The organism is Ferdinandcohnia salidurans (genome assembly GCF_042680725.1).
In the GTDB taxonomy this organism is placed as follows: Bacteria; Bacillota; Bacilli; order Bacillales; family Bacillaceae_L; genus Ferdinandcohnia; species Ferdinandcohnia salidurans.
Map to the genome: position 1 here is coordinate 145,503 of NZ_JBHUEK010000010.1, position 23,506 is coordinate 169,008.

The 23,506-nt window shown below is 39.4% G+C and carries 25 protein-coding genes and 1 tRNA gene; 23 read left to right on the forward strand and 3 right to left on the reverse strand.

Translation table 11 applies throughout. The annotated features are described in order from the left end of the window. Positions 1 to 37 precede the first annotated feature (37 nt). The 15 genes from ACFSFW_RS08030 (at position 38) to ACFSFW_RS08100 (ending at position 14,477) form a co-directional block, all read left to right on the forward strand. Complete coding sequence (locus ACFSFW_RS08030) at positions 38 to 982, forward strand: nucleoside recognition domain-containing protein (protein WP_388036964.1); 945 nt, start codon at positions 38 to 40, stop codon at positions 980 to 982. Further along, entirely contained in the window at positions 972 to 1,619 is a 648-nt protein-coding gene (gene ppaX / locus ACFSFW_RS08035) for a pyrophosphatase PpaX (protein WP_304216596.1), read from the forward strand. The genes ACFSFW_RS08030 and ppaX overlap by 11 nt, the downstream gene beginning before the upstream one ends. A 7-nt stretch (positions 1,620 to 1,626) precedes the next feature. Next, complete coding sequence (locus tag ACFSFW_RS08040; RefSeq protein ID WP_388036968.1) at positions 1,627 to 2,151, forward strand: acyltransferase; 525 nt, start codon at positions 1,627 to 1,629, stop codon at positions 2,149 to 2,151. Between the two features lie 426 nt (positions 2,152 to 2,577). After that, positions 2,578 to 3,762, forward strand: coding sequence for an ATP phosphoribosyltransferase regulatory subunit (locus tag ACFSFW_RS08045; protein WP_304216636.1), 1,185 nt, complete (start codon positions 2,578 to 2,580; stop codon positions 3,760 to 3,762). Then, positions 3,763 to 4,392 carry an ATP phosphoribosyltransferase gene (gene hisG, locus ACFSFW_RS08050; RefSeq protein WP_099361556.1) on the forward strand — a complete coding sequence of 210 codons (630 nt, stop codon included), beginning with the start codon at positions 3,763 to 3,765 and terminating at the stop codon, positions 4,390 to 4,392. 27 nt (positions 4,393 to 4,419) lie between these two features. Next, entirely contained in the window at positions 4,420 to 5,685 is a 1,266-nt protein-coding gene (gene hisD, locus ACFSFW_RS08055; RefSeq protein WP_388036971.1) for a histidinol dehydrogenase, read from the forward strand. A 118-nt stretch (positions 5,686 to 5,803) separates the two neighbouring features. Continuing rightward, positions 5,804 to 6,391 carry an imidazoleglycerol-phosphate dehydratase HisB gene (gene hisB / locus ACFSFW_RS08060; protein WP_388036973.1) on the forward strand — a complete coding sequence of 196 codons (588 nt, stop codon included), beginning with the start codon at positions 5,804 to 5,806 and terminating at the stop codon, positions 6,389 to 6,391. After that, positions 6,392 to 7,024, forward strand: coding sequence for an imidazole glycerol phosphate synthase subunit HisH (gene hisH, locus ACFSFW_RS08065; RefSeq protein WP_388036976.1), 633 nt, complete (start codon positions 6,392 to 6,394; stop codon positions 7,022 to 7,024). Continuing rightward, a complete protein-coding gene (hisA, locus tag ACFSFW_RS08070) occupies positions 7,021 to 7,755 on the forward strand; it encodes a 1-(5-phosphoribosyl)-5-[(5-phosphoribosylamino)methylideneamino]imidazole-4-carboxamide isomerase (protein WP_388036979.1) in 735 nt (244 codons plus the stop codon). Before hisH ends, hisA begins: the two co-directional genes overlap by 4 nt. Continuing rightward, a complete protein-coding gene (gene hisF, locus ACFSFW_RS08075) occupies positions 7,755 to 8,513 on the forward strand; it encodes an imidazole glycerol phosphate synthase subunit HisF (protein ID WP_388036982.1) in 759 nt (252 codons plus the stop codon). Before hisA ends, hisF begins: the two co-directional genes overlap by 1 nt. Beyond that, positions 8,510 to 9,130, forward strand: coding sequence for a bifunctional phosphoribosyl-AMP cyclohydrolase/phosphoribosyl-ATP diphosphatase HisIE (gene hisIE / locus ACFSFW_RS08080; protein WP_388036985.1), 621 nt, complete (start codon positions 8,510 to 8,512; stop codon positions 9,128 to 9,130). The genes hisF and hisIE overlap by 4 nt, the downstream gene beginning before the upstream one ends. A 478-nt stretch (positions 9,131 to 9,608) precedes the next feature. Beyond that, positions 9,609 to 11,099: a tetratricopeptide repeat protein gene (locus ACFSFW_RS08085; RefSeq protein WP_388036988.1), complete on the forward strand. Its 1,491-nt coding sequence runs from the start codon at positions 9,609 to 9,611 to the stop codon at positions 11,097 to 11,099. 101 nt (positions 11,100 to 11,200) lie between these two features. Next, a complete protein-coding gene (trxB, locus tag ACFSFW_RS08090) occupies positions 11,201 to 12,145 on the forward strand; it encodes a thioredoxin-disulfide reductase (RefSeq protein WP_099361563.1) in 945 nt (314 codons plus the stop codon). A gap of 61 nt (positions 12,146 to 12,206) precedes the next feature. Continuing rightward, on the forward strand, positions 12,207 to 12,770 hold the full coding sequence (locus ACFSFW_RS08095; RefSeq protein ID WP_388036991.1) for a GNAT family N-acetyltransferase: 564 nt from the start codon (positions 12,207 to 12,209) through the stop codon (positions 12,768 to 12,770). Between the two features lie 138 nt (positions 12,771 to 12,908). Beyond that, positions 12,909 to 14,477, forward strand: a complete 1,569-nt coding sequence (locus ACFSFW_RS08100) for a GNAT family N-acetyltransferase (protein WP_388036994.1) — start codon at positions 12,909 to 12,911, stop codon at positions 14,475 to 14,477. Between the two features lie 84 nt (positions 14,478 to 14,561). Here ACFSFW_RS08100 and ACFSFW_RS08105 read toward each other — a convergent pair whose 3' ends face one another. After that, positions 14,562 to 15,875 (reverse strand): aminotransferase family protein, encoded by a 1,314-nt coding sequence (locus ACFSFW_RS08105; RefSeq protein WP_388036997.1) that lies wholly within the window; start codon positions 15,873 to 15,875, stop codon positions 14,562 to 14,564. A gap of 530 nt (positions 15,876 to 16,405) precedes the next feature. On the opposite strand from ACFSFW_RS08105, the gene ACFSFW_RS08110 reads away from it, so the two are divergent. From ACFSFW_RS08110 to ACFSFW_RS08130, 5 genes are all read left to right on the forward strand, one after another. Next, complete coding sequence (locus tag ACFSFW_RS08110; RefSeq protein WP_099352509.1) at positions 16,406 to 16,864, forward strand: NUDIX hydrolase; 459 nt, start codon at positions 16,406 to 16,408, stop codon at positions 16,862 to 16,864. Between the two features lie 19 nt (positions 16,865 to 16,883). Then, positions 16,884 to 17,774: an RNase adapter RapZ gene (gene rapZ / locus ACFSFW_RS08115; RefSeq protein ID WP_304216199.1), complete on the forward strand. Its 891-nt coding sequence runs from the start codon at positions 16,884 to 16,886 to the stop codon at positions 17,772 to 17,774. Further along, positions 17,774 to 18,748 (forward strand): gluconeogenesis morphogenetic factor MgfK, encoded by a 975-nt coding sequence (gene mgfK, locus ACFSFW_RS08120; protein ID WP_388037000.1) that lies wholly within the window; start codon positions 17,774 to 17,776, stop codon positions 18,746 to 18,748. Before rapZ ends, mgfK begins: the two co-directional genes overlap by 1 nt. A gap of 38 nt (positions 18,749 to 18,786) precedes the next feature. Further along, positions 18,787 to 19,728 carry a DNA-binding protein WhiA gene (gene whiA, locus ACFSFW_RS08125; RefSeq protein WP_304216197.1) on the forward strand — a complete coding sequence of 314 codons (942 nt, stop codon included), beginning with the start codon at positions 18,787 to 18,789 and terminating at the stop codon, positions 19,726 to 19,728. Between the two features lie 143 nt (positions 19,729 to 19,871). Beyond that, on the forward strand, positions 19,872 to 20,129 hold the full coding sequence (locus ACFSFW_RS08130; RefSeq protein WP_099352512.1) for an HPr family phosphocarrier protein: 258 nt from the start codon (positions 19,872 to 19,874) through the stop codon (positions 20,127 to 20,129). A gap of 42 nt (positions 20,130 to 20,171) precedes the next feature. Here ACFSFW_RS08130 and clpP read toward each other — a convergent pair whose 3' ends face one another. After that, positions 20,172 to 20,762 (reverse strand): ATP-dependent Clp endopeptidase proteolytic subunit ClpP, encoded by a 591-nt coding sequence (gene clpP, locus ACFSFW_RS08135; RefSeq protein WP_099352513.1) that lies wholly within the window; start codon positions 20,760 to 20,762, stop codon positions 20,172 to 20,174. Between the two features lie 254 nt (positions 20,763 to 21,016). Between clpP and ACFSFW_RS08140 the strand changes: the two genes are divergently transcribed. Next, positions 21,017 to 21,088: transfer RNA gene (locus ACFSFW_RS08140), tRNA-Arg, on the forward strand. 348 nt (positions 21,089 to 21,436) lie between these two features. Here ACFSFW_RS08140 and ACFSFW_RS08145 read toward each other — a convergent pair. Continuing rightward, positions 21,437 to 21,613 carry a hypothetical protein gene (locus ACFSFW_RS08145; RefSeq protein WP_304216196.1) on the reverse strand — a complete coding sequence of 59 codons (177 nt, stop codon included), beginning with the start codon at positions 21,611 to 21,613 and terminating at the stop codon, positions 21,437 to 21,439. A gap of 201 nt (positions 21,614 to 21,814) precedes the next feature. Between ACFSFW_RS08145 and rpoN the strand changes: the two genes are divergently transcribed. Both rpoN and ACFSFW_RS08155 read left to right on the forward strand, forming a co-directional pair. After that, positions 21,815 to 23,119, forward strand: coding sequence for an RNA polymerase factor sigma-54 (gene rpoN, locus ACFSFW_RS08150; protein ID WP_304216221.1), 1,305 nt, complete (start codon positions 21,815 to 21,817; stop codon positions 23,117 to 23,119). Between the two features lie 25 nt (positions 23,120 to 23,144). Continuing rightward, complete coding sequence (locus ACFSFW_RS08155; protein WP_388037427.1) at positions 23,145 to 23,387, forward strand: glutaredoxin family protein; 243 nt, start codon at positions 23,145 to 23,147, stop codon at positions 23,385 to 23,387. The last annotated feature ends 119 nt before the right edge of the window (positions 23,388 to 23,506 follow it).

The window sequence follows — 23,506 nt, forward strand, 5'->3', positions numbered from 1 at the left end:
GGACTTTTTAAACATCCTTAAAAGGGAGAGGGGAAACTTGCTAGAGACAATCAAGAGAGGCTTCATAGTAGGATTAAAAACTACTTGGACATTAGGGAAGGTAATTTTCCCGGTTACCCTACTTGTCACAATGTTGCAATATACACCGGTGCTAGATTGGGTGATTAAGTGGATTACCCCAATCATGGGCTGGTTTGGTCTGTCTGGTGATGCTGCAATACCACTTGTATTAGGTAATTTTTTAAACCTTTATGCAGGGATTGGGGCCATTTTAACACTAGATTTAACCGTAAAAGAAGTGTTTATTTTAGCAGTCATGCTATCATTCTCGCATAATATGATTATCGAATCGACTGTTGCTGCGAAAGTAGGTATGAAGATTTGGGTGATTGTAACAGTAAGACTGGGACTCGCATTCATTTCTGCCTTTGTTATCAATCTAGTTTGGAAAGGTGGAAGTGAGTTAGCAAAATATGGACTAGTCTCAACGACTGATGAACAAATTTCCGGCTGGGGTGCTATTGTATTAAATGGTATTGAAAAAGCTACATTTGGGATTCTACAATTGGCTCTTATTGTCATTCCATTGATGGTTGTTATTCAAATATTAAAAGATTTAAAATGGTTGGATGTATTTTCAAAGTGGATGATGCCAGTCACAAAGGCACTTGGAATGAAGGAAAATACATCAACGACCTTGGCAGCAGGTATTTTGTTCGGTCTAGCGTTAGGAGCAGGTGTAATGATTCAGGCGGTAAAAGAGGATAATGTAAGTAAGAAAGATGTAACCTTAGCGTTAATTTTCTTAGTATCCTGTCACGCGGTAGTGGAGGATACGCTTATCTTTATTCCTCTAGGCATTCCAGTCTTACCGCTATTGTTAATCCGACTCATTACTGCAATCATATTAACAATGGTCATCGCTTTTATCTGGAAACGCGTCGAGCAAAATAATAGAAAGGAAGTTATTTATGGCAATTAAAACACTACTATTTGATTTAGATGGAACGTTAATTGATACAAATGAACTGATACTCCAATCTTTTTTACACACCTTTGGAAAATACTTTCCAGAACGTAACTATAATCGTGAGGATATTTTGCCTTTCAATGGTCCAACTTTGCATGAATCTTTTTCTTCTGTAGACCCAGACCGTGCAGAAGAAATGATTGCTGAATATCGAAAATTTAATCATGAGAAGCATGATGAATTAGTAACCGAGTTTCCAGGTGTATTTGACACCATTAAGACACTTAAAGAAAAAGGCTATAAAATTGGCGTTGTTACAACAAAAGTTCGAAAAACGGTTAATATGGGATTACAACTAACAAAGCTTGACCAATTCTTTGATGTCGTGGTGACATTAGATGATGTGACAAATCCAAAACCAGATCCGGAACCAGTACTGTTAGCATTGAAGATGTTAGACTCAACACCTGAAGAAGCTATAATGGTTGGCGACAATTATCAGGATATTGTAGCTGGTCAAAAGGCGGGCACAAAGACTGCAGGAGTTGCCTGGTCTCATAAAGGAAAAGACTTCTTATTGGAATACAACCCTGATTTTATGCTTGAAAACATGAGTGACCTACTTGATTTAGTTTCGGTAAAAGGATGAAAAAATAGTGAAACGACGAACCACACGTTATTTTGTTTCAGGTCCCAATTCACTTTGGCAAATCTATAAGACCGTATCCTTTTGGAAAGTTGTTAAAAACTTTATCGTCATACAGATAGCGCGCTATACCCCATTTCTTGGTGTGAAAAATTGGTTGTATCGCACTTTTTTAAACATGAAGGTAGGGGAAAAAACAGCATTTGCACTGATGGTAGTGCCGGATACAATGTTTCCCGAGATGATCAGTGTCGGAAGCAACACAGTCATTGGCTTTAATACCACCATTCTAGCCCATGAATACTTAATAAAAGAATACAGACTGGGTGAAGTTAAAATTGGCAACGAGGTAATGATAGGGGCTAATTCAACGATTTTGCCAGGTGTTGAAATTGGCGATGGAGCAATTGTGTCTGCAGGCACATTGGTACACCGAGACGTCCCTGCAGGCAGTTTTGTTGGCGGGAACCCGATGCGAGTGATTTATACAAAAGAACAAAGAGAGCAACGAGAAAAAGAGGAATCTAACCATTGAGTTGGTTTGGTTCCTTTTTTATTGCTCAAACTTACACATTTTACTTATCTCTTATAATTTTCTCTTTTTCTGCTCTATCATCTTCTTCCTCTTTTTCCACCTATTTTAAATTTCTATTTCCAACATCTGTCTCCTTTCTTCCTCTCTTGCTTACAAAATCCAGTCCATTTATCCACAATATTCACACAACTCACAAGCATACTCAAATCTCATTTATAATATCCACAGTTAATAACTATATTTTCAATAAAACTCACAAAATCCATATCCACCCCAATTTATTTCACCTAAATTCTGACTTTTTTTGTTGACGCATGTAAGGGATAGGTGTATCATATACTTTATCTTGGTAGTATATTAGCGAACTAAAGTAAAATGGTTTTTTTAAGAAAATATTGGGAAAGTTAACATATACAAACTTTGGTGGTGACGAAAATCGTGTTTATGTTTGAAAAACCGTTAGGTATGAGAGATACATTGCCTGCTTTATATGAAGCGAAAAAGAAAATTCGCAATGCAATGTCATCTCAAATTGAAAGCTGGGGTTATCAATTTATTGAAACTCCAACACTTGAATACTATGAAACAATCGGCGAGGCGTCAGCGATCCTCGACCGTCAATTATTTAAACTATTGGATTCACAGGGTCACACACTTGTGCTGAGACCTGATATGACAGCTCCGATTGCTCGAGTTGCAGCATCTCGTTTATATCAAGGGGAATATCCACAACGCATCGCCTATTCCGCAAATGTGTTCCGTGCGCAGCAGCATGAAGGTGGAAGACCAGCTGAGTTTGAACAAATTGGAGTCGAGTATATTGGCGATACAACAACAAGTGCTGATGCAGAGGTTATCTCGCTAATGATTGCGTCCCTTAAACAGGCAGGATTAACTAATTTTACAGTGCCAATCGGCCATATTGGTTATGTGAGAGCCTTGTTTATGGAGATTGTTGGAAATGAGGCAAGAGCGGATGCCTTACAACGCTATTTATATGAAAAAAATTACGTAGGCTATAGAGAGCATGTGAAAAAACTACCACTTTCTTCTATTGATAAACAGCGATTGCTATCCCTTTTACAACTAAGAGGCAATGAATCAAAAATTACAAAAGCGAAAGATCTAGTTGAATGTGAAGAAGGAAAAAAAGCAGCAGACGAACTTGAAATGCTCTGGAAAAAGCTAGAGGCATTCGGAGTAACTGAGCATATAAAAATAGACTTCAATCTCGTTAGCCATATGAGCTACTACACAGGAATTCTTTTTGAAGTTTATGCTGAGAATGTAGGCTTTTTAGTAGGAAATGGTGGCCGTTATGATCATTTATTTGAAAAATTTGATCGTCCTGCACCAGCGACAGGTTTTGGAATTCGAATTGATCGACTACTTGAAGCCCTTGATTTACCTCAGGAAGAGACAGAAATCCATTGTGTGATTTTTAGCGCTGAACAGAGAGAAGAAGCAATCCGATTTGCGATGAGTAAAAGAGAACAGGGTGAGCGGGTTATTCTTCAAGATATAGCGGGGGTCAAGGATGTTGATGCTTGTACGAATGCTTTTGCCAAAAACACCTTTTTCTTAGGAACGACAAGGAAGGAGGAGGCTTAAATGAGTGATAAATTAACAATTGCGATGCCAAAGGGACGAATTTTTGAAGAGGCGGCACAACTTTTAGTAAAAGCAGGCTACAATCTTCCTCCAGAATTCGAGGATTCCAGAAAGCTGATTATCGACGTTCCTGATGAGCCGTTTCGTTTCATGCTTGCAAAACCAATGGATGTGACTACATATGTAGAGCACGGTGTGGCAGACCTTGGTATAGCCGGAAAAGATGTAATGCTAGAGGAAGAGCGCGATGTATATGAGGTGCTCGATTTACAAATCAGCAAATGCTATCTAGCTGTTGCTGGACTCCCAGATGTCAAAATCAAAGGTGTTGCACCTAAAATCGCAACAAAATATCCAAACATCGCATCTAGCTATTTTCGTGAAAATGGGGAGCAGGTTGAAATTATTAAACTAAACGGTTCGATCGAACTTGCACCATTAATTGGTCTTGCAGATCGAATTGTCGATATCGTCTCAACAGGACGTACATTGAAGGAAAATGGATTAGTTGAGCTTGAACATATTGCGGATATCACATCCCGACTTATCGTAAATCCAGTAAGCTATCGCTTAAAGGATCAACAAATTGATGAAATCGTTGAGCGACTATCAACAGTGGTATCGCAATAGTATCAAAAGGGAAAGGACCGACACACCATGAGAATTGAACGTGTAACCAATTCTGTTTCACTGAAACGGACCATTGATAGTGGGACAGAAGATCAAAGAAAAGCAGTCTTAGAAATTCTCGCTAACGTACAAAAAGAAGGGGATCAGGCCCTTCGTTCCTATACTGAAAAATTTGACGGGGTTTTACTTGAGGCATTAAAAGTCGCTGAGTCAGATTTCAACGAGGCGTATCAAAAATTAGACGCGAATCTTGTTCCAATCATAAAAGAAGCAGCTAAAAATATCCGTGATTACCATAGTCGTCAAGTAAAGCAATCATGGATGACGATGAAGGATAATGGGACGATTCTTGGACAAAAAATCACTCCACTTGATGCAGTTGGTGTCTATGTTCCTGGTGGGAAGGCTGCTTACCCGTCATCTGTCCTAATGAATGTCATTCCTGCACAGGTCGCTGGGGTCGAGAGGATTGTAATGGTGTCACCACCTGGAAAAGATGGTACTATTCCAGCCGGTGTATTAGTGGCTGCGGACATCCTTGGTGTGAAAGAAATCTATAAGGTTGGCGGCGCTCAAGCAGTTGGGGCGTTGGCGTACGGAACGGAGACCATTAAGCCAGTTGATAAAATCGTCGGTCCTGGTAATATCTTTGTTGCATTAGCAAAACGTGAGGTATACGGAAACGTGGATATCGACATGATTGCAGGACCTAGTGAAATCGTCGTATTGGCAGATGAGACAGCTCTACCAAACGAAATCGCTGCAGACTTACTCTCTCAAGCAGAGCATGATGAACGAGCATCAAGCATTCTCGTTACACCATCAATGGAGCTTGCAGAAGCCGTTTCCGAAGAGGTTGAAAGACAGTTGAGCCTTCTTCCACGTGAAGCGATTGCTAGAGCATCAATTAATGATTTTGGAGCCATTTACGTTACAGGTGACCTTGATGAAGCAATCAAGGTTGTAAACGAACTTGCTCCAGAACATCTCGAAATCATGACGGAGGAACCGATGGAACAGGTTGGAAAAATTAAGCACGCAGGTGCTATTTTTATCGGTCGATATAGCTCCGAGCCTGTAGGTGACTATTTTGCTGGTCCAAACCACGTCCTTCCGACAAACGGAACAGCACGTTTTTCAAGTCCATTAAGTGTGGATGATTTTACAAAAAAATCAAGCATCATTTCGTATAGTAAACAAGCTATTGAAGAAAACGGTCCGAAAATTGCTGCTTTCGCAAGACTAGAGGGGTTAGAAGCACACGCAAGAGCCGTAGAAGAACGATTAAAATAATTCACAAAATTCACACCTTGTTGTGGATAATGTGGATAATGTGGATAATAATCCACAAAATTAAGAAATTTCAGGCGTTCGAATAATCATTAAAATGTGGATAACGGTAGGTGTAATCATGACAAGACAAGCAAAGGTTGAACGTAAGACAAATGAAACAGATATAAAACTAGATTTTACAGTAGATGGTGAAGGCGTTTCGAAGCTCGATACTGGCGTTCCATTTATGTCCCACATGCTAGATCTCTTTACACAACATGGAAAATTCAACTTAACAGTTGATGCAAATGGTGATACAGAAATTGATGACCACCATACAACAGAGGATATTGGAATTTGTTTAGGACAGGCATTGCGTGAAGCACTTGGAGATAAAAAAGGCATCAAGCGCTACGGAAACGCATTTGTTCCAATGGATGAAGCTCTCGCACAGGTTGTCATCGATCTAGGAAATCGCCCACATTTCGAATTAAAAGCGGATTTCCCAAGTTCTCGAGTTGGTACATTCGATACAGAACTTGTCCATGAATTTTTATGGAAGCTTGCATTAGAGGCAAGAATCAATCTCCATGTTATTGTTCACTACGGTCACAATACACATCATATGATTGAAGCTATTTTTAAAGCATTTGGTCGTGCATTAGATGAAGCAACAATGATTGACCCACGAGTTAAGGGGGTCCCGTCAACGAAAGGGATGTTGTAGATGATAGGCATAATTGATTATGGCATGGGGAATTTATACAGCGTTTCTAAGGCGCTTGAACGGATGAACTATGATTATTTCATATCAAGTTCACCAGATGAGCTTGCTAAAGCAGACGGTTTAATTTTACCCGGTGTCGGCTCCTTTAAGGATGCAATGGGAATCTTACATGAAAAAGGATTAGTCAGTTTCATTAAGGAATCTGTTGCAAAAGGGACACCACTCTTAGGCATCTGTTTAGGAATGCAGCTATTATTTGAAGAAAGTGAAGAAAATGGACTTACCCAAGGTCTTGGTTTCTTAAAAGGTAGAATTACAAAAATTCCTGGCATAACAGCGAATGGCGAAACCTACAAAGTCCCTCATATGGGCTGGAATGATCTTGAACTCAAGAATCCATCACCACTTTTAAAGGACATCGAGGGTGGACACGTCTATTTCGTTCATTCCTACTTCGCAGAGACTGACAATGAAAATGTAATCGCAAGTAGCATGTATGATGTCGACGTCCCAGCTGTTGTTGGAAAAGGGAATGTGTTTGGAACCCAGTTTCATCCTGAAAAAAGCAGTGAACTAGGATTAAAAATCCTCCAAAACTACGCTGCGATCGTGGAAAAGAAGGTGACAATATGAGTACTTTTACAATTTACCCGGCAATCGATATGCGCGGTGGCAAATGTGTTCGATTGCTTCAAGGGGATTATAATAAAGAAACAGTCTATGGTGACTCACCGTTTGATATGGCGAAAGCCTTCGCTGATGCGGGGGCTGAGTGGATTCACATGGTAGATTTAGATGGAGCAAAAGCGGGTAAACGTGTGAATGACCAATACGTGATTGAGGTTGCCAAGAAACTTGATGCAAAAGTTCAAATCGGTGGCGGAATTCGATCCGAAGAGGATGTAGCTTACTATATTGAAAATGGCGTTGACCGCGTCATTTTAGGAAGTGCAGCCATTTCAAATCCCGACTTTGTAAAGGACATGCTTAAGAAATACAAAGAAAAAATCGCGATTGGCATTGATGCGAAAGACGGCTATGTAGCCACTGAGGGCTGGTTAAATACATCTTCTGTAAAAGCGACTGATTTAGGTGTTGAGCTTGCGAAAGCAGGTGCACAAACATTTATTTTTACAGATATTGCGACAGACGGCATGCTTAGTGGTCCTAACATTGACGCGGTTGCTACACTTGCTTCTGTAACTGGAAAACAAGTCATCGCTTCAGGTGGAGTTAGCTCTATTGAAGACTTAAAAGCACTTAGTAAGCTAGCCGATCAAGGTGTTTCTGGTGCAATTGTAGGAAAAGCCATCTATACGAATCAATTTACCGTTCAAGAGGCGTTAGAAGAGGTGAATGGCTGATGATCACAAAACGTATCATTCCATGTTTGGACGTTAAAGATGGTCGCGTTGTGAAAGGCATTCAATTTGTTGGACTACGTGATGCTGGGGACCCAGTTGAACTTGCAAAATTCTATGATTCAGAAGGTGCAGATGAACTCGTATTCCTTGATATTTCTGCCTCACATGAAGGTCGCAAAACGATGGTTGAGGTTGTCGAAAAAGTGGCCGCAGAACTTGCAATTCCTTTTACAGTAGGAGGAGGAATTAATTCTTTAGAGGATATGAAAAAAATCCTTCGTGCCGGTGCTGACAAGGTTTCACTTAATACGGCAGCTGTGACAAATCCTGACTTAATCAAGGAAGGTGCTGACTTCTTTGGCTCTCAATGTATTGTCGTTGCGATCGACGCAAAATACGATGAGGCACTTAGTAGCTGGAGAGTTTACACTCATGGCGGACGTAAAGCAACTGAGTGGCAGGTTGTCTCTTGGGCGAAGGAAGCAATCAAGCTTGGAGCCGGTGAGATATTATTAACTAGTATGGACGATGACGGAAGCAAGGATGGCTTCAACCTTGAATTAACAAGACGTGTAAGTGAGGCAGTTACTGTGCCTGTCATCGCATCAGGTGGTGCTGGAAATGCTGAACATTTTGCACAAGCATTTAAAGAAGGTAAAGCAGACGCTGCATTAGCAGCAAGTATTTTTCACTACAAAGAAACTTCCGTAAAAGAAGTTAAAACTTATTTAAAAGAGAAAGGGGTCAATGTCCGATGAACACACCAGACATTATATTCGACGAAAAAGGACTTGCTCCAGCCATTGTTCAGGATGCAGTAAGCAAAGAGGTTTTAACACTTGCTTATATGAATGAAGAATCTTTACGCAAATCCATTGAAACACGTGAAACTTGGTTTTATAGCCGCTCACGCCAGGAACTTTGGCATAAAGGGGAAACCTCAGGAAATACTCAAAAAATAGTGGATATCAAATATGATTGTGACCAGGATGCCATTCTTGTTTTAGTTGAGCCAGCAGGCCCAGCTTGCCACACAGGAAGCTATTCTTGTTTCAACGAATCAGTTCTAGGAGAAGCAAAAGAAGTGTCTTCCGACCGTTTTGCTATTCTTAATGAGCTTGAAGAGGTAATTGCTAAACGTGAAGCCGAAATGCCAGAGGGCGCTTATACTACATACCTATTTGATAAAGGGGTAGATAAGATTCTGAAGAAAGTCGGTGAAGAAGCTTCAGAGGTCATTATTGCAGCGAAAAACCGCGATCACGAAGAACTTAAGTGGGAAGCAGCAGATTTGATTTATCACTTACTTGTCTTACTTCGTGAACAAAAGCTTCCACTTGATGAAGTATTATCTGTACTTCAAAAAAGAAGATAAGAATGTCAAGGGTGCTTATCCACAGATGAGCACCTTTTTTAATGCCTGACTATACTGGAATGTGTATTATTTATCCACGATATCCACATTATCCACAAATGCACTTCAAATAATGTGCATATGTTCACTCAATTCAGTAGCCAAGCTACTTTATTCACAAAATTAGAAATACTTGTCCACATTACCCACAAATTACCACTCATACTTTCTCTAAAAGTTTTTCCCTTTTACCCAAGCACCCCTATGTGTCAAGGATTATATATGTTATACTACGTTGGGAAATATGTTTATAAAGCAGTATTTATAGTGATGTTCAAAAAGTCCGGTAAAAATGACACATCGAATTTCTTTGTTGGCTTGCTTTTCCGTTGCTCACGTATTAACAGCATACGTTCCGCTACTCAAAGCTGCGCCGCCTAGAACTTCTTGGTCCTTTTTATCCTCCTTTTTGAACACGTACTTTTAGTGGAGGACCCCGATGGAAAAACAAAACAGAAAAGAAAGTCAGCATAGTTCAAAGGTAATTCCGTTTATCCAGACGGGAGAATATTATTTTAAAAAAGGACTAAAGGCGTATCGCCAGCATGATATATATAAATCCATAAAACATTTTAAACGAGCGATTCAGCTTGAACCAAAAGAGCCGATGTTCTTATGTCAATTATCCGTAGCGTTAACGGAAATTGGCGATTACATCCTATCTAATCAATATCTTACACAAATAATGGAAGATCCAAATTTCGATATGCCAGAGTGCTTTTATTTCATGGCCAATAATTATGCACATTTAGGTTTGTTCCAAGAAGCAGGCAAACATGCACAAGCCTATTTAGATCGTGAGCCAGATGGAGACTTTTCGGAGGATGCCGAGGATTTGCTTGATTTACTGCTCCTTGAGGAAGTGGACTTTGAAGATTCGGCTAACCAACAGGACGAACTCATCGTCATGCAGGAACAAGCCCGTGATTACCTTGAAACAGGACGATTAGACGAAGCGGTGACCCTTTTAAAGGAAATCATTCGCGAATACCCGGAATTTTGGTCTGCTTATAATAATTTAGCACTTGCGTATTTTTATTCTGGAGATGTGGAGAATGCATCTGAGATTCTTGATGAGGTTTTGAGTAAAAACCCTGGTAATCTTCATGCACTTTGCAACTCATTGGTATTTCTATATTATCAACGAAAAAATCAACAGGTAAAAGAGCTAACGAAACGATTAGCACTGATTCATCCGATTCTTTCGGAACACCGCTATAAGCTAGGTGCGACATTTGGGTTGGTCGGTAGACATGATCTCGCTTATAAATGGTTGCGAAGTCTACAACGAAGTGGGTTTGAAGGAGACGAAACTTTCTATTATTGGCTTTCTCATTCTGCTTATTTTACAGAGCACCATGACGTTGCCCAAAATGCATGGAAGCGAGTGCTTGAAGAAAATCCAAGTAAAAAAGGCTCTGCTCCATGGGAATCAAACCGTACAAAATCCATTAGTGATGTATTGGACCGTTGGTTAACAGGTGATTTTATCGAGGAACGCTTATACGGTTTATTTTTAGCAAGTAAGACAAATTCTTCTCTTGCTCGCAAGGATATTAAACATATAAAATTCCATGCGACCCTTGAACAAGAATTTGCAAACTATGTCCTAAGTAAAAAGAAAAAGACAGGAAACATTCCGACCTATATCATTGATGGATATAATATTGCAGACACTCTATTTACAAAAAATAAACATGATGATTCTGCAAATGAGGAACTCTATTTAACATGGTTAATGATTTACGATGAAGCGGTTAAGCGTCAATTCAATGTGTCTAACTGGCAAGCATGGGCTGCAGCAACGGAATACATCTGGCGCAACCACGGATCGCGGACGATAACCCAACAACAGGTTGCAGCGAAATATAATATTTCCAAAACAACCGTGATGAAGTATGTAAAATTTGTTAAAGAACTCTTACAATGAGCATATTAATAGCGGATTTTGTCAGGTTTTTATAGGATAGGGGTAGGAGATACTAAAACAATAAAATCCACTTTTATAAGGAAGTAAGGAGAGACGTAAAAATGACTGAAGAAAAAATTTATGATGTCATTATAATCGGTGCCGGCCCGGCAGGTATGACAGCAGCTGTTTATACATCTCGTGCAAACCTATCAACTTTAATGCTTGAGCGCGGGATTCCTGGTGGCCAAATGGCAAACACTGAAGAAGTTGAAAACTACCCAGGATTTGATCATATTTTAGGACCTGAACTATCCACAAAAATGTTCGAGCATGCGAAGAAATTCGGTGCTGAATATGCGTATGGTGATATAAAAGAAGTTATTAATGGTGAAGAATTCAAGACTGTCATTGCTGGCAGTAAAGAATATAAAGCACGTGCTATAATTATCTCAACTGGTGCGGAATATAAGAAAATTGGGGTGCCAGGTGAAAAAGAACTTGGTGGCCGAGGCGTTTCTTACTGTGCGGTATGTGATGGGGCTTTCTTTAAAAACAGAGAGCTTGTTGTAGTAGGTGGAGGAGACTCTGCAGTCGAAGAAGGCGTGTACTTAACTCGTTTTGCTTCTAAGGTTACAATCATTCACCGTCGTGACCAACTACGTGCACAAAAAATCCTACAACAACGTGCATTCGATAACGAAAAAGTGGAGTTTATCTGGAACCACACCGTTAAAGAAATTCACGAAAAAGATGGTAAGGTTGGTTCATTAACGCTTGTGAATACACAAACTGGTGAAGAATCAGAATTTGGCGCAGACGGCGTATTCATCTATGTCGGTATGCTTCCACTTTCAAAACCATTTGAAGGTCTAGGAATCACAAACGAAAACGGTTATATCGAAACAAACGAGCAAATGGAAACAAAAGTACCTGGCATCTTTGCAGCAGGTGACATCCGTGAAAAGCAACTTCGTCAAATCGTAACAGCAACTGGCGATGGAAGTATTGCGGCTCAAACAGCTCAACACTATATCGAAGAATTGATGGAAAAAATTAAAGCATAAATGAGAGAAGCACCTCCCACGTGGAGGTGTTTTTTGACGAATTAAGGGTGGGGAACGTCTTATGATCGATTTACATGTTAAACCGACAATTGTTGGAGAAAAGACAATACTAAGACCATTTATAATGGATGAGGATTTCCCGTACATAGAAGAATGTCTAAAAGATCCTATCGTAATTAAATATACGGGTAGCACAGCGGGGTATGAACGAGATAAAACTCTTCTGTGGTACCGAACGAGAAATGAACAGGAGGATCGTTTAGATCTTGCTGTTGTTGATAAGGGGAATCGAGTCTTAGTAGGTGAAGTGGTGGTCAATCTTTATGATGAAAAAACACATAGCATGAATTTTAGAATTCTGATTGGCCCAAACGGCAGAGATAAAGGACTTGGAACTGAAGCAACTCAGCTTATGGTTGATTATGTATTTCAAAACACTGACCTTCATCAACTAACCCTCAGTGTTTTTGATTTTAACCCGAGAGCCAAAACAGTGTATGAAAAAGTAGGGTTTGCTTTCGACAGTGTAGATAAAGATGACCTAGAGTTTGAAGGAGAATGGATCGATTCCATCAACATGAAACTCACAAGAGCGGATTGGGAGAAGAAGCGGTCGGTAAAGTAGCTTCTTCAGCGTTCGTAAGTTCAAAAAAGAAATATTAACGTACCACCGATAATATATTGATAGAAAGGGATGAATTAAAACGTTCGATAAATTTGGAAAGTGCCTGTATTTATCGAATGCCCAGAAAGGGAGATATTTGTGTCGAGGATTGATCTTTCGAAATTTGAGAAGAGAATTGTGTTACGAAATATTAGGCATGAGGATATCGAGGAGATTATTGATCTTTCAAAAGTTTGTTTTCCGAATATGGACCCATGGGAGCGGGACCAATTAGAAAGCCATCTAAACATCTTTCCAGAAGGACAATTTTGTGTTGAATATGATGGTAAAATCATTGGCTCCTGTTCGAGTTTAATTGTTGATTTTGATGAATATGAGGATAAGCATACGTTTGATGAGATTAGCGATAATTCCTATATTCGCAACCATGATCCACATGGGAAAAATCTATATGGTATTGATGTTATGGTCCATCCGGAATATCGTCGCATGAAAATTGGACGTCGGCTTTATGAGGCAAGAAAAAAACTGACTCAAGAACTCAACTTAGAAAGCATCATTATTGGTGGGAGAATCTCAAACTATCATAAATATGCGGATGAAATGTCTGCTAGGGAATATGTGGATCAGGTCATCCAACAAAATATCTATGACCCAGCCCTTACTTTTCAAATGATTAATGGCTTTGTGCTAAAGCGCGTCAATGCCAATTACTTATCAGATCGGGATTCTTTAGGCTATGCAACACTAATGGAATGGAATAATCCTGATTACTTACCTAAGAAAACGAGAAGGATTTACAATCGGTCCCTCCCTGTAAGAATTTCAGTGATTCAATATATGATGAAAAAAATCAATTCCTTTGAAGATTTTGCAACTCAATGTGAGTATTTTATTGATGCGAGTTCTAATTTCCGCTCAGACTTTGCCGTGTTTCCTGAAACGTTTACCATGCAGCTATTGTCGTTCATTAATGAGCAGGTACCGAGTAAACAAATCAAAAAAGTGTCAGAGTATACGGAGGACTATATAAATCTCTTTTCGAAACTTGCCGTAACGTACAATATTAATATTGTGGGCGGTTCGCATTTTGTGGAAGAGGATCATTGCCTTTATAATGTTGCATACCTTTTTAGACGAAACGGTACAATCGATAAGCAATATAAGCTTCATATCACACCTGATGAGAGAAGATGGTGGGGAGTTCAACCGGGTAACGGTGTCCACGTGTTTGACACAGACTGTGGAAAAATCTCAATTCTGATCAGCTATGATATTCAGTTTCCGGAGCTTGCTCGTATTGCTGTGGATAAAGGGGCACAAATTATTTTTACACCTTTTAGCTCAGAAGACCAGCAGGGCTATTTAAGGGTGAGGTATTGCTCACAGGCTCGTGCTGTCGAAAATCAAGTGTATACGGTAATTGCAGGTGCAGTCGGTAACCTTACACATGTTCCACATATGGATGTGCAGTACGCACAATCCGGTATTTTTTCACCATCTGATTTTACATTTTCAAGCAATGGGATTGTTGGAGAGTGTAACCCAAATATTGAAACAATTGTGGTGGGAGAGGTGGACCTTGAAAGCCTTCGTCGTAACCGAAACATTGGAACCGAAACGCCACTAAAAGACCGCAGAACGGATTATTATCAAATTATCACCAAGAAACCTAAACAGGCCAAAAAGAAAATTCCATCCGATTAAGTACTTATACACATTTGTATAACTGTTCAACATAAAGTAACCGCCTAATCCACAAAGGAATAGGCGGTTATTCGTTTTTCCAACTTACACGCTCCGTTCAACCCTAAATATCGCATGATGTAGCATTTCTATCATGAGGTCGACTTCTTCTTTGTTGATACAGAGTGGAGGAGCGAAAACGAGTGTGTCCAACCCATCAAATACGACAGATCGGCAGATTAAGCCGATTTTCGCAGCCTCATTCACAATTTTAGGGGCAAGAGGGCCTTTTACATGCTGAGGTGTATTGATTTCGACAGCACCCATGAGTCCAAGTGCACGGACGTGACTAACAAGACTGCTTTCACTTTGAATCCATGAAAAGCCATTGAGCATCTTGGCTCCCATTTTTGCCGAATTCTCGATTAATCCCTCATTTTCAATGATTTCGATATTTTTCAATGCAACAGCACATGCCATTGGATGACCACTATAGGTATATCCGTGTAAAAGTGTACCACTCGAAAGCTTTTTGAAGTCATCAAAAATTGCTTCGGATAGCATGACACCACCTAACTGAGCATATCCACTCGTTACCCCTTTGGCAAAGCACATCATGTCAGGTGCAACCCCATAGTGGTCAACTCCGAAGTATTCACCTGTCCGCCCAAATCCTGTAATCACTTCATCTGTAATCCATAAAATATTGTATTCATCACAGATGTCCCGTACTTTTTTAAAATATCCTTCTGGGGCGATATGGACACCACCAGCCCCTTGTACTGGCTCTGCAACAAATGCCGCAATTGTTTCTGGACCTTCAGCCTCAATCGTTTGGCGCAAATCTTCAGCAGAGAAATTATCCGTATGATAAAAATCAGGTGCCAATGAATTAGTAAAATCTCGAAAAGGCTTTAGACCTGTTGCACTTGTCGACCCCATTGCAACTCCATGGTAGGACCTATTTCGAGAGATGATTTTCTTTTTCTCAGGCATTCCACGGAGTATCCAGTAATGCCGTGCTAATTTATATGCTGTATCATTTGCTTCCGAGCCACCTGAAGTAAAAAAGGTCGTTGATAAACTGCCAGGTGAAATTTCCGCAAGCTTAGCTGCCAAACGGATTGCAGGTTCATTGCTAAACGTTGCAAAACAAGAGCTAAATGCAAGCTTATTCATTTGCTCCATCGCTGCTTGCCCTAATTCTTTCCGACCGTGTCCAATATTGACATTCCATAAAGAAGACATGCCATCGAGTACGCGTTTTCCATTCACATCCTCAAGAAACACACCTTCTCCTTTTGTGAAAATAAAGGCAGGTCCTAAATCCTGTTGTTGCTGAATCGGAGAGGTTGGATGCAAGAAATGTTTTTGATCAAGTTCCATCAGTTCCTGTCGCACCATTAATTTTTCGTTCATTCAATTCCTCCTTCGTAAATAAGCTTTTATTGAAATATATGCGAAGGGTTCAAGCTTTTGAACTACGAATAAGTGAAGGAACTAGTCCTTTCAGGTTAATGTTTCTTTTATGTAAAACTTTTCCTTTAAAACGTAATTTTGTTTTAACTCTCCTGTAACACGGGTGAAATATATTTTGAGTATGATAATAGTAGTAATTGACCCCCTTTTTATAAAATAGATTTTTTTGGGCACGGGTACATCCCCCGTGCCCCCTTTTTTTTAGTCGGCCGAAAATGACACTTCGAATTTCTGCGTTGTCTTGCTTCTCCGTTCCTCACGTATTAACTGCATACGTTCCGGTACTCAAAGCTGCGCCGCCTTGAACTCCTCGGTCCTTTTCAACCTCCTTTAGGAAACACACCTTAAACTTAAAAAACAATATGAAAATCTTGTTCGTTGTGAGTACCTGTTAGAAATAGTATAATAATATCAATATGAATGCTTACAAACGGTCTACCTAAAAAGGGACCGACTTGGGGTGAAAGAGAGTGCAAAGAGTAACAAATTGCTTAGTACGCAAGGATAATAAAGTCCTGCTTTTACAAAAGCCACGTCGCGGGTGGTGGGTTGCTCCTGGTGGAAAAATGGAACCGGGTGAATCAATTCGTGACTCCTGTATCCGTGAATATCGTGAAGAAACTGGACTTTATCTTAAAAACCCAGATATTAAAGGGATTTTTACATTTATTATTAAAGAGGGTGACAAGGTAACCTCTGAATGGATGATGTTTTCTTTCTTAGCTAACGACTTTGAAGGGGAAAATGTTGATGAATCTGAAGAGGGAATCCTGAAATGGCAGGACATCGGGGACATACCCAATCTGCCAATGGCACCAGGTGATTATCATATTTTAGATTATGTACTTAAAGGTTCTGGGGTCATATATGGGACATTTACATATACACCCGATTTTCAATTATTATCGTATCGATTAGATCCAAGCTAGAAATTAGGGAGGCAAAACAATGAGTGTTGGTTCAACAAGTGAAATACAATTAGTGATTATAACTGGAATGTCAGGTGCCGGAAAAACGGTTGCCATTCAAAGTTTTGAAGATTTAGGGTATTTTTGCGTAGATAACCTACCCCCAACTTTGCTTCCAAAGTTTCTAGAGTTGATGAAGGAATCTGGCGGTAAAATGAATAAAGTTGCACTCGTCATGGACTTACGGGGCCGTGAGTTTTTCGATAGCCTATTTGCATCACTTGACGATCTCTCAGAAGTGTCATGGATTTCTCCGCAAATCTTATTCCTTGATGCAAAGGATACGACCCTTGTTACTCGGTATAAGGAAACAAGACGTTCTCATCCGCTTGCTCCAACTGGTTCTCCATTGGAAGGAATTCAGGCAGAGCGAGAAATTCTTGATGAACTTAAGGGAAGAGCACAATACATTTATGACACATCTGAGTTAAAACCAAGAGAACTACGTGAGAAAATTTTAAAGCAATTTGCATCAGAATCAAGACCTACCTTTACAGTCAATGTGATGTCATTTGGTTTTAAATATGGCATTCCGATTGATGCTGACCTCGTGTTTGATGTGCGTTTTCTTCCAAATCCACACTATATCGAAGCGATGAGACCGAAAACTGGACTTGATGATGATGTTTCAGGCTATGTTTTAAAATGGACCGAAACCCAGAAGTTTATCGAAAAGGTAACTGACTTGCTTGCGTTTATGCTTCCTCAATACAAACGGGAAGGTAAAAGCCAGCTTGTTATTGGGATTGGTTGCACAGGTGGACAGCATCGTTCTGTTACGCTAGCTGAATATATCGCAAATCATTTCAAGGCTGAATATCAAACCCATGTTTCTCATCGCGATATTGAGAAGAGAAAGGACAAAAAGTAATGACCGAGCCAAAACAGCCTAAGATTGTCATCGTTGGTGGGGGAACAGGACTTTCTGTACTTTTACGAGGGTTAAAATATCTACCTGTTGATATCACGGCAATTGTGACGGTTGCAGATGACGGGGGATCTTCTGGTCGTCTTCGAGATGAGATGGATATCCCACCGCCCGGTGATATTCGAAACGTATTAGCTGCGTTGTCAGATGTGGAGCCTTTAATTGAGGATTTATTTCAGCATCGGTTTGCTGGTGGAAATGGATTATCCGGTCATTCGTTGGGAAACTTGATTCTTGCGGCAATGACTACCATTACAGGCGATTTTGTTCACGCAGTTGGTGAAATGAGCAAGGTTCTCAATGTAAGAGGGAAGGTTCTTCCGGCAGCAAATAAAAGCGTCATTTTACATGCTGAAATGGAGGATGGTACTGTTGTTTCAGGTGAGTCCAAGATTCCATATTCGGGTAAAAAAATAAAGCGTGTATTTTTAACACCTAGTGATGTAGAGCCTCTACAAGAATCGATTGAAAAGATTCAACAGGCAGATATGATTATCATTGGCCCTGGTAGCCTCTACACTAGTATTTTACCGAATTTACTTGTACCCAAAATTGGCGAAGAGATTTTAAAATCGGACGCGAAAAAAGTTTATATTTGTAATGTAATGACGCAGGCTGGGGAAACTTTGAATTTTACAGCAAGCGACCATGTTCAGGCTTTATACGATCATATGGGCATAAAGTTCATTGATACGGTTCTTGTCAATAATGGAGAGATTCCCGAGAATATTAAAGAAAAATATGCAAAAGAGCTAGCAAAACCTGTAGTTTACGACACTGAAAGGCTTTCTGCTTTAGGTTTAGCCATCATCCATGATAAAATCATTTCATACGATAATGGCGTTATCAGACACGACACAAAAAAAGTGGCAAGCCTGATATATGATTTGCTCATTAAAAATAAAAAGGGTGATTGAGTTTTAAAATTACCCCTTTAAAAAAGGGAGGTGGAACTGTGTCATTTGCATCAGAGACGAAAAAAGAACTCACAAATTTAGACATCAAAGATTGCTGCGCAACAGCCGAGCTTTCCGCTTTGATCCGAATGAATGGCGCACTTTCCTTCTCTAACCAAAAAATGGTGGTCGATATCCAAACGGAAAACGCCGCGATTGCGAGAAGAATTTATACACTTCTGAAAAAATGCTATAATGTAGGGGTAGAGCTCCTTGTTCGAAAGAAAATGAGACTCAAGAAGAACAATGTCTATATTGTTCGCCTTTCTGAGGATGCAAAGGAAATACTAGAAGACTTGAAGATTTTCGAAAGCTTTTCATTAAGACAAGAAATCTCTTCAGAATTAGTAGCGAAGAAGTGCTGCAAACGCTCCTATTTACGCGGAGCTTTTTTAGCAGGTGGCTCTGTCAATAACCCAGAAACATCCTCATACCATCTTGAGATTTTTTCATTATATAAAGAACATAATGACTCACTTTGTGAATTAATGAACGTTTTTGATCTTAACGCTAAAACGTTAGAACGAAAAAAAGGTTTTATCACCTACTTAAAGGAAGCTGAAAAAATCACAGAGTTCCTAAATGTCATTGGTGCCCATCAGGCATTGCTTCGTTTCGAGGATGTTCGCATTGTCCGTGACATGAGAAATTCGGTGAATCGCCTTGTCAATTGTGAAACAGCTAACCTAAATAAAACAATTGGGGCATCGATTCGACAGGTGGAAAATATCAGATACATTGATGAAACAGTTGGCCTAGGTATCCTACCTGATAAATTAAGAGAAATTGCTGAGCTTCGTGTGGCTTACCAGGATGTCACACTTAAAGAGCTAGGCGAAATGGTAACATCGGGTCAGATCAGTAAGTCGGGTATTAACCACCGACTTCGAAAAATTGATGAAATTGCTGATAAGCTCCGAGCAGGCCAATCTATAAAGTGAGCACCTTGCTCACTTGGAGAAAAATAAAGCGTTATCATTTTTTGAAAAAACATGAAACCTTTAGAGCTCAACCTACGTAATAATAGGAATACAAAAAAACACAACTTAAGAATGTACAGAAAAATTTGAGGAGGAAGAAACGAATGGTGGAAAGACATGTTGAGGTTGCTTTAAGAACGGGGTTACAAGCACGCCCTGCAGCGATGTTTGTTCAGGAAGCAAATAAATTTTCTGCAGATATCTTTTTAGAAAAAGACGGAAAAAAGGTAAATGCAAAAAGTATCATGGGTCTAATGAGTCTAGCGGTTGGCAGTGGTACAACAGTTACATTAATTGCTGATGGAAATGATGAAGAAGCAGCAGTTGAAGCATTAACTGAATTTGTTCAAAAAGAAGCATAAAAAAATCCTCTCACGACTAAATGTGAGAGGATTTTTTTGTTTCTATTTATTATCTTGTGGATACATAACCTTGTCGATTAGACCATATTCCATTGCTCTTTCAGCAGTCATAAAGTTATCGCGATCTGTATCTTTTTGAAGTACCTCAATTGGTTGGCCAGTACGTTCAGCTAAGATTTGGTTAAGCTTTTCACGTAAGAAAAGGATACGTTTAGCAGCAATTTCGATTTCAGTTGCTTGCCCTTGTGCTCCACCAAGTGGTTGGTGAATCATAACTTCACTGTTTGGAAGCGCAAAACGCTTGCCTTTTTCACCAGCAGCAAGTAAGAAAGCACCCATAGATGCAGCCATACCAATACAGATTGTAGAAACCTTTGGCTTAATGAACTGCATTGTGTCATAAATCGCCATACCAGCGGTAATTGAACCACCAGGGCTGTTAATGTATAAAGAAATATCTTTTTCAGGATCCTCAGCTGCTAGGAACAATAGCTGAGAGACGATTGAGTTAGCAACATTGTCATCAATCGCACTTCCAAGCATGATAATACGGTCTTTTAATAAACGTGAGTAAATATCATAGGCGCGCTCTCCACGGTTTGTTTGCTCAATAACTGTAGGGATTAAATTCATTTTACTTCCTCCTTTAAAACATATTAAAACATTACTATGTATTTCCATCATACAATTAAGGTCAGTAAAGGTCAAACAATTCGCTTTACTAACTTATCATATTCTACAAACATTTATGACATACCTTTATAGATGTGAAAAAAACAAAATTTCATACGTATACCATCATACCCGATTTGGAGTGTTTTAAACATACATCTTGCATTCAAAAGCGTTCTAGCCTATAATGATGAGTGCAGTTTCTATTCAGACATGCCCTCGTAGTGTAGTGGATAGCACAAGAGATTCCGGTTCTCTTATCGTGGGTTCGAATCCTGCCGAGGGCGCTAATGAAGAAAGGACCAGAGTATGATCTGGTCCTTTTTTGCATATTACGGTAATTCGTGCCTTTTTTCCTTAAAATCAGACGAAAAGGGAACGCAAACAAGCTAATCGTACCCTCACGAGTCGGAAATTGATCAAAGAGGGAACGCAAATCCTCTAATCGTACCCTCACAGGCAAGAAATCAACTCAAAAGGGAACGCAAACGCGTTAATCGTACCCTCATGCGCCAGAAATCAACTCAAAAGGGAACGCAAACCCACTAATCTTACCCTCACAATCCAGAAATCGAACAAAGATGGTAAGAAAAGCCCCACACTATCTCAACGCCAAAAATCTCTTCTCCAAATACCTAGTTATCCTTATACCCCAATGTCCCTTCGTACACATCCTCATCAACTGGATTCACAGCCCACATTGTTTGGATGGGATCAAATTCAGATGCGAACTCTTCGTTGTTTTTCGCCTTTTTTGCTTCATCCAAAGTTCCCGTAACCGGGCCGGTGTACATAATCTCATTTTTTCTCAACACAAATCACCTCTTTAAGGTAGATTCTTTCAAAAAATGAATAAAAATGCGTGCTAAAATTTAACTTTTTCGATACCATAGAAGTAAGATGAAATTAACGATAGAACATATTCAATAAAATAATGGAGTTCAACGCAAATCAAAAAAGTAAACGCTTCCATTTAACACAACTCTGGCGAAAGGGGGAAAACAAGAGTGAATATGCAGACTGGACTTTTTCAGCAACAATCATTAAAGCTAGTCATGACAAAGGAGTTAACTCAAGCTATAACTCTTTTACAATACTCTTCTTTGGATTTGACTAAATTTCTTGAAGAGCAAACATTAGAAAATCCCCTAATTGAAGTGAAACAAACGGATTTTAGTCGACGAACAAAATCAAAGGTCTCAAAAGAATCCTACACAAATCCGATTGACTATGTTGAAAAAAAAGAAACAACCCTTTATGAACACTTGCTTTCACAACTTTCATATATGAAAGTGAACAACGAAAAAAAGCGAACGATGGAATATATCATTCAACTCTTGGATAGCAACGGTTATCTGTATTTTCCTGAGGAGGAGATTGCAAGGGACCTCAATACCGATACAGAAACCATCGAAAGTGCGATTCACTATATTCAAAGTTTAGATCCGACTGGGGTAGGAGCAAGGTCCTTACAGGAATGCCTACTTCTACAACTGAGGAAATTGCCAAAACGGAATAGTCTTGCTGAAACTATTATTCAGGACTATTTTGAAGAATTCGCAGAAAAGTCTTGGAAGGAAATCGCGAAACAACTTGATGTAAAGCTTTTTGACATTCAACAGCTTTTTGACTTTATCCAAACCCTACAGCCAAGACCGGGTGCAGCTTTTCATGGTGGAGAGGCACACTATATTGTTCCGGACTTTGATATTCAAGTTGAAAATGGTGTTGTGGTAATGAACATGCACGATTCATATTTGCCAAAGGTTTCGTTAAATCTTCAGTATTACCAACACTTTTTACAAGAAAAAGATTCACAAACGAAATCCTATCTCCAAGAAAAAGTGGACCAGTGCCAATGGATTATGAGAAGTTTGGAACAGCGAAAACTCACCTTACAAAATGTCATGAATGAAATCATTAATCATCAATTGGAGTTCTTTCTAAAAGGACCAGCTCATCTAAAGCCACTAATAATGAGTGAAGTTGCACAAAGTTTGGACATTCATGAATCAACTGTAAGCCGTGCAGTAAAAGATAAATTTGTGCAAACTCCATTTGGTATTTTCGAAATGAAATATTTCTTTAGTCGCAACATCCAAACAACGGGATTAACCGATACGTCATCAACGCAAGTTAAGAACGTTTTAAAACAGCTGGTTGATGAGGAAAATAAACAAAAGCCTTTGTCAGACCAGGAGATTGTCAGTATACTTAAGGAAGAGCATGGTATTCTCGTGTCCAGAAGAACAATTGCAAAATACCGTGACCAATTAAATATACCATCTTCATCGAAGCGAAAAAGATATAGCAAGTAGATTGGAAGTGTAACAGTTGAGTCGCATTCAAGTCACCATGTATTCAAAGGAAAATTGCTCCCTTTGTACAAAAGCGAAGCAGGTTATCGAGGAATTAAGTGAAGAATTTCCTTTAGACCTCAATGAGGTTGATATTTATAAAGATGATGAACTTTTGGAAAAATATCAGATCATGATTCCTGTTATTGAAATTGACGGAAACGAAGTGGAGTATGGGATTATCCATAAAGAGGCCATCCAAGAATACCTAAATAGATATTTAAAATAATCTGACTGCCTAATAATTAGGCAGTTTAATTATTGCTTTCTTTTAAAAGTACTGGTACTATAGAAAATGTAACACGGCGATATACAAACTTTATTCAATACTGAATAAAGTTATGCCTC

Coding starts and splice junctions, on each gene's coding strand:
- hisD (WP_388036971.1), top strand. CDS start 4,420: ATGAGAATTGAACGTGTAACCAATTCTGTTTCACTGAAACGGACCATT.
- hisH (WP_388036976.1), top strand. CDS start 6,392: ATGATAGGCATAATTGATTATGGCATGGGGAATTTATACAGCGTTTCT.
- hisA (WP_388036979.1), top strand. CDS start 7,021: ATGAGTACTTTTACAATTTACCCGGCAATCGATATGCGCGGTGGCAAA.
- hisB (WP_388036973.1), top strand. CDS start 5,804: ATGACAAGACAAGCAAAGGTTGAACGTAAGACAAATGAAACAGATATA.
- clpP (WP_099352513.1), bottom strand. CDS start 20,762: ATGAATTTAATCCCTACAGTTATTGAGCAAACAAACCGTGGAGAGCGC.
- ACFSFW_RS08095 (WP_388036991.1), top strand. CDS start 12,207: ATGATCGATTTACATGTTAAACCGACAATTGTTGGAGAAAAGACAATA.
- rapZ (WP_304216199.1), top strand. CDS start 16,884: ATGAGTGTTGGTTCAACAAGTGAAATACAATTAGTGATTATAACTGGA.
- mgfK (WP_388037000.1), top strand. CDS start 17,774: ATGACCGAGCCAAAACAGCCTAAGATTGTCATCGTTGGTGGGGGAACA.
- hisF (WP_388036982.1), top strand. CDS start 7,755: ATGATCACAAAACGTATCATTCCATGTTTGGACGTTAAAGATGGTCGC.
- hisG (WP_099361556.1), top strand. CDS start 3,763: ATGAGTGATAAATTAACAATTGCGATGCCAAAGGGACGAATTTTTGAA.
- ACFSFW_RS08105 (WP_388036997.1), bottom strand. CDS start 15,875: ATGAACGAAAAATTAATGGTGCGACAGGAACTGATGGAACTTGATCAA.
- trxB (WP_099361563.1), top strand. CDS start 11,201: ATGACTGAAGAAAAAATTTATGATGTCATTATAATCGGTGCCGGCCCG.
- ppaX (WP_304216596.1), top strand. CDS start 972: ATGGCAATTAAAACACTACTATTTGATTTAGATGGAACGTTAATTGAT.
- ACFSFW_RS08085 (WP_388036988.1), top strand. CDS start 9,609: ATGGAAAAACAAAACAGAAAAGAAAGTCAGCATAGTTCAAAGGTAATT.
- ACFSFW_RS08130 (WP_099352512.1), top strand. CDS start 19,872: ATGGTGGAAAGACATGTTGAGGTTGCTTTAAGAACGGGGTTACAAGCA.
- hisIE (WP_388036985.1), top strand. CDS start 8,510: ATGAACACACCAGACATTATATTCGACGAAAAAGGACTTGCTCCAGCC.
- rpoN (WP_304216221.1), top strand. CDS start 21,815: ATGCAGACTGGACTTTTTCAGCAACAATCATTAAAGCTAGTCATGACA.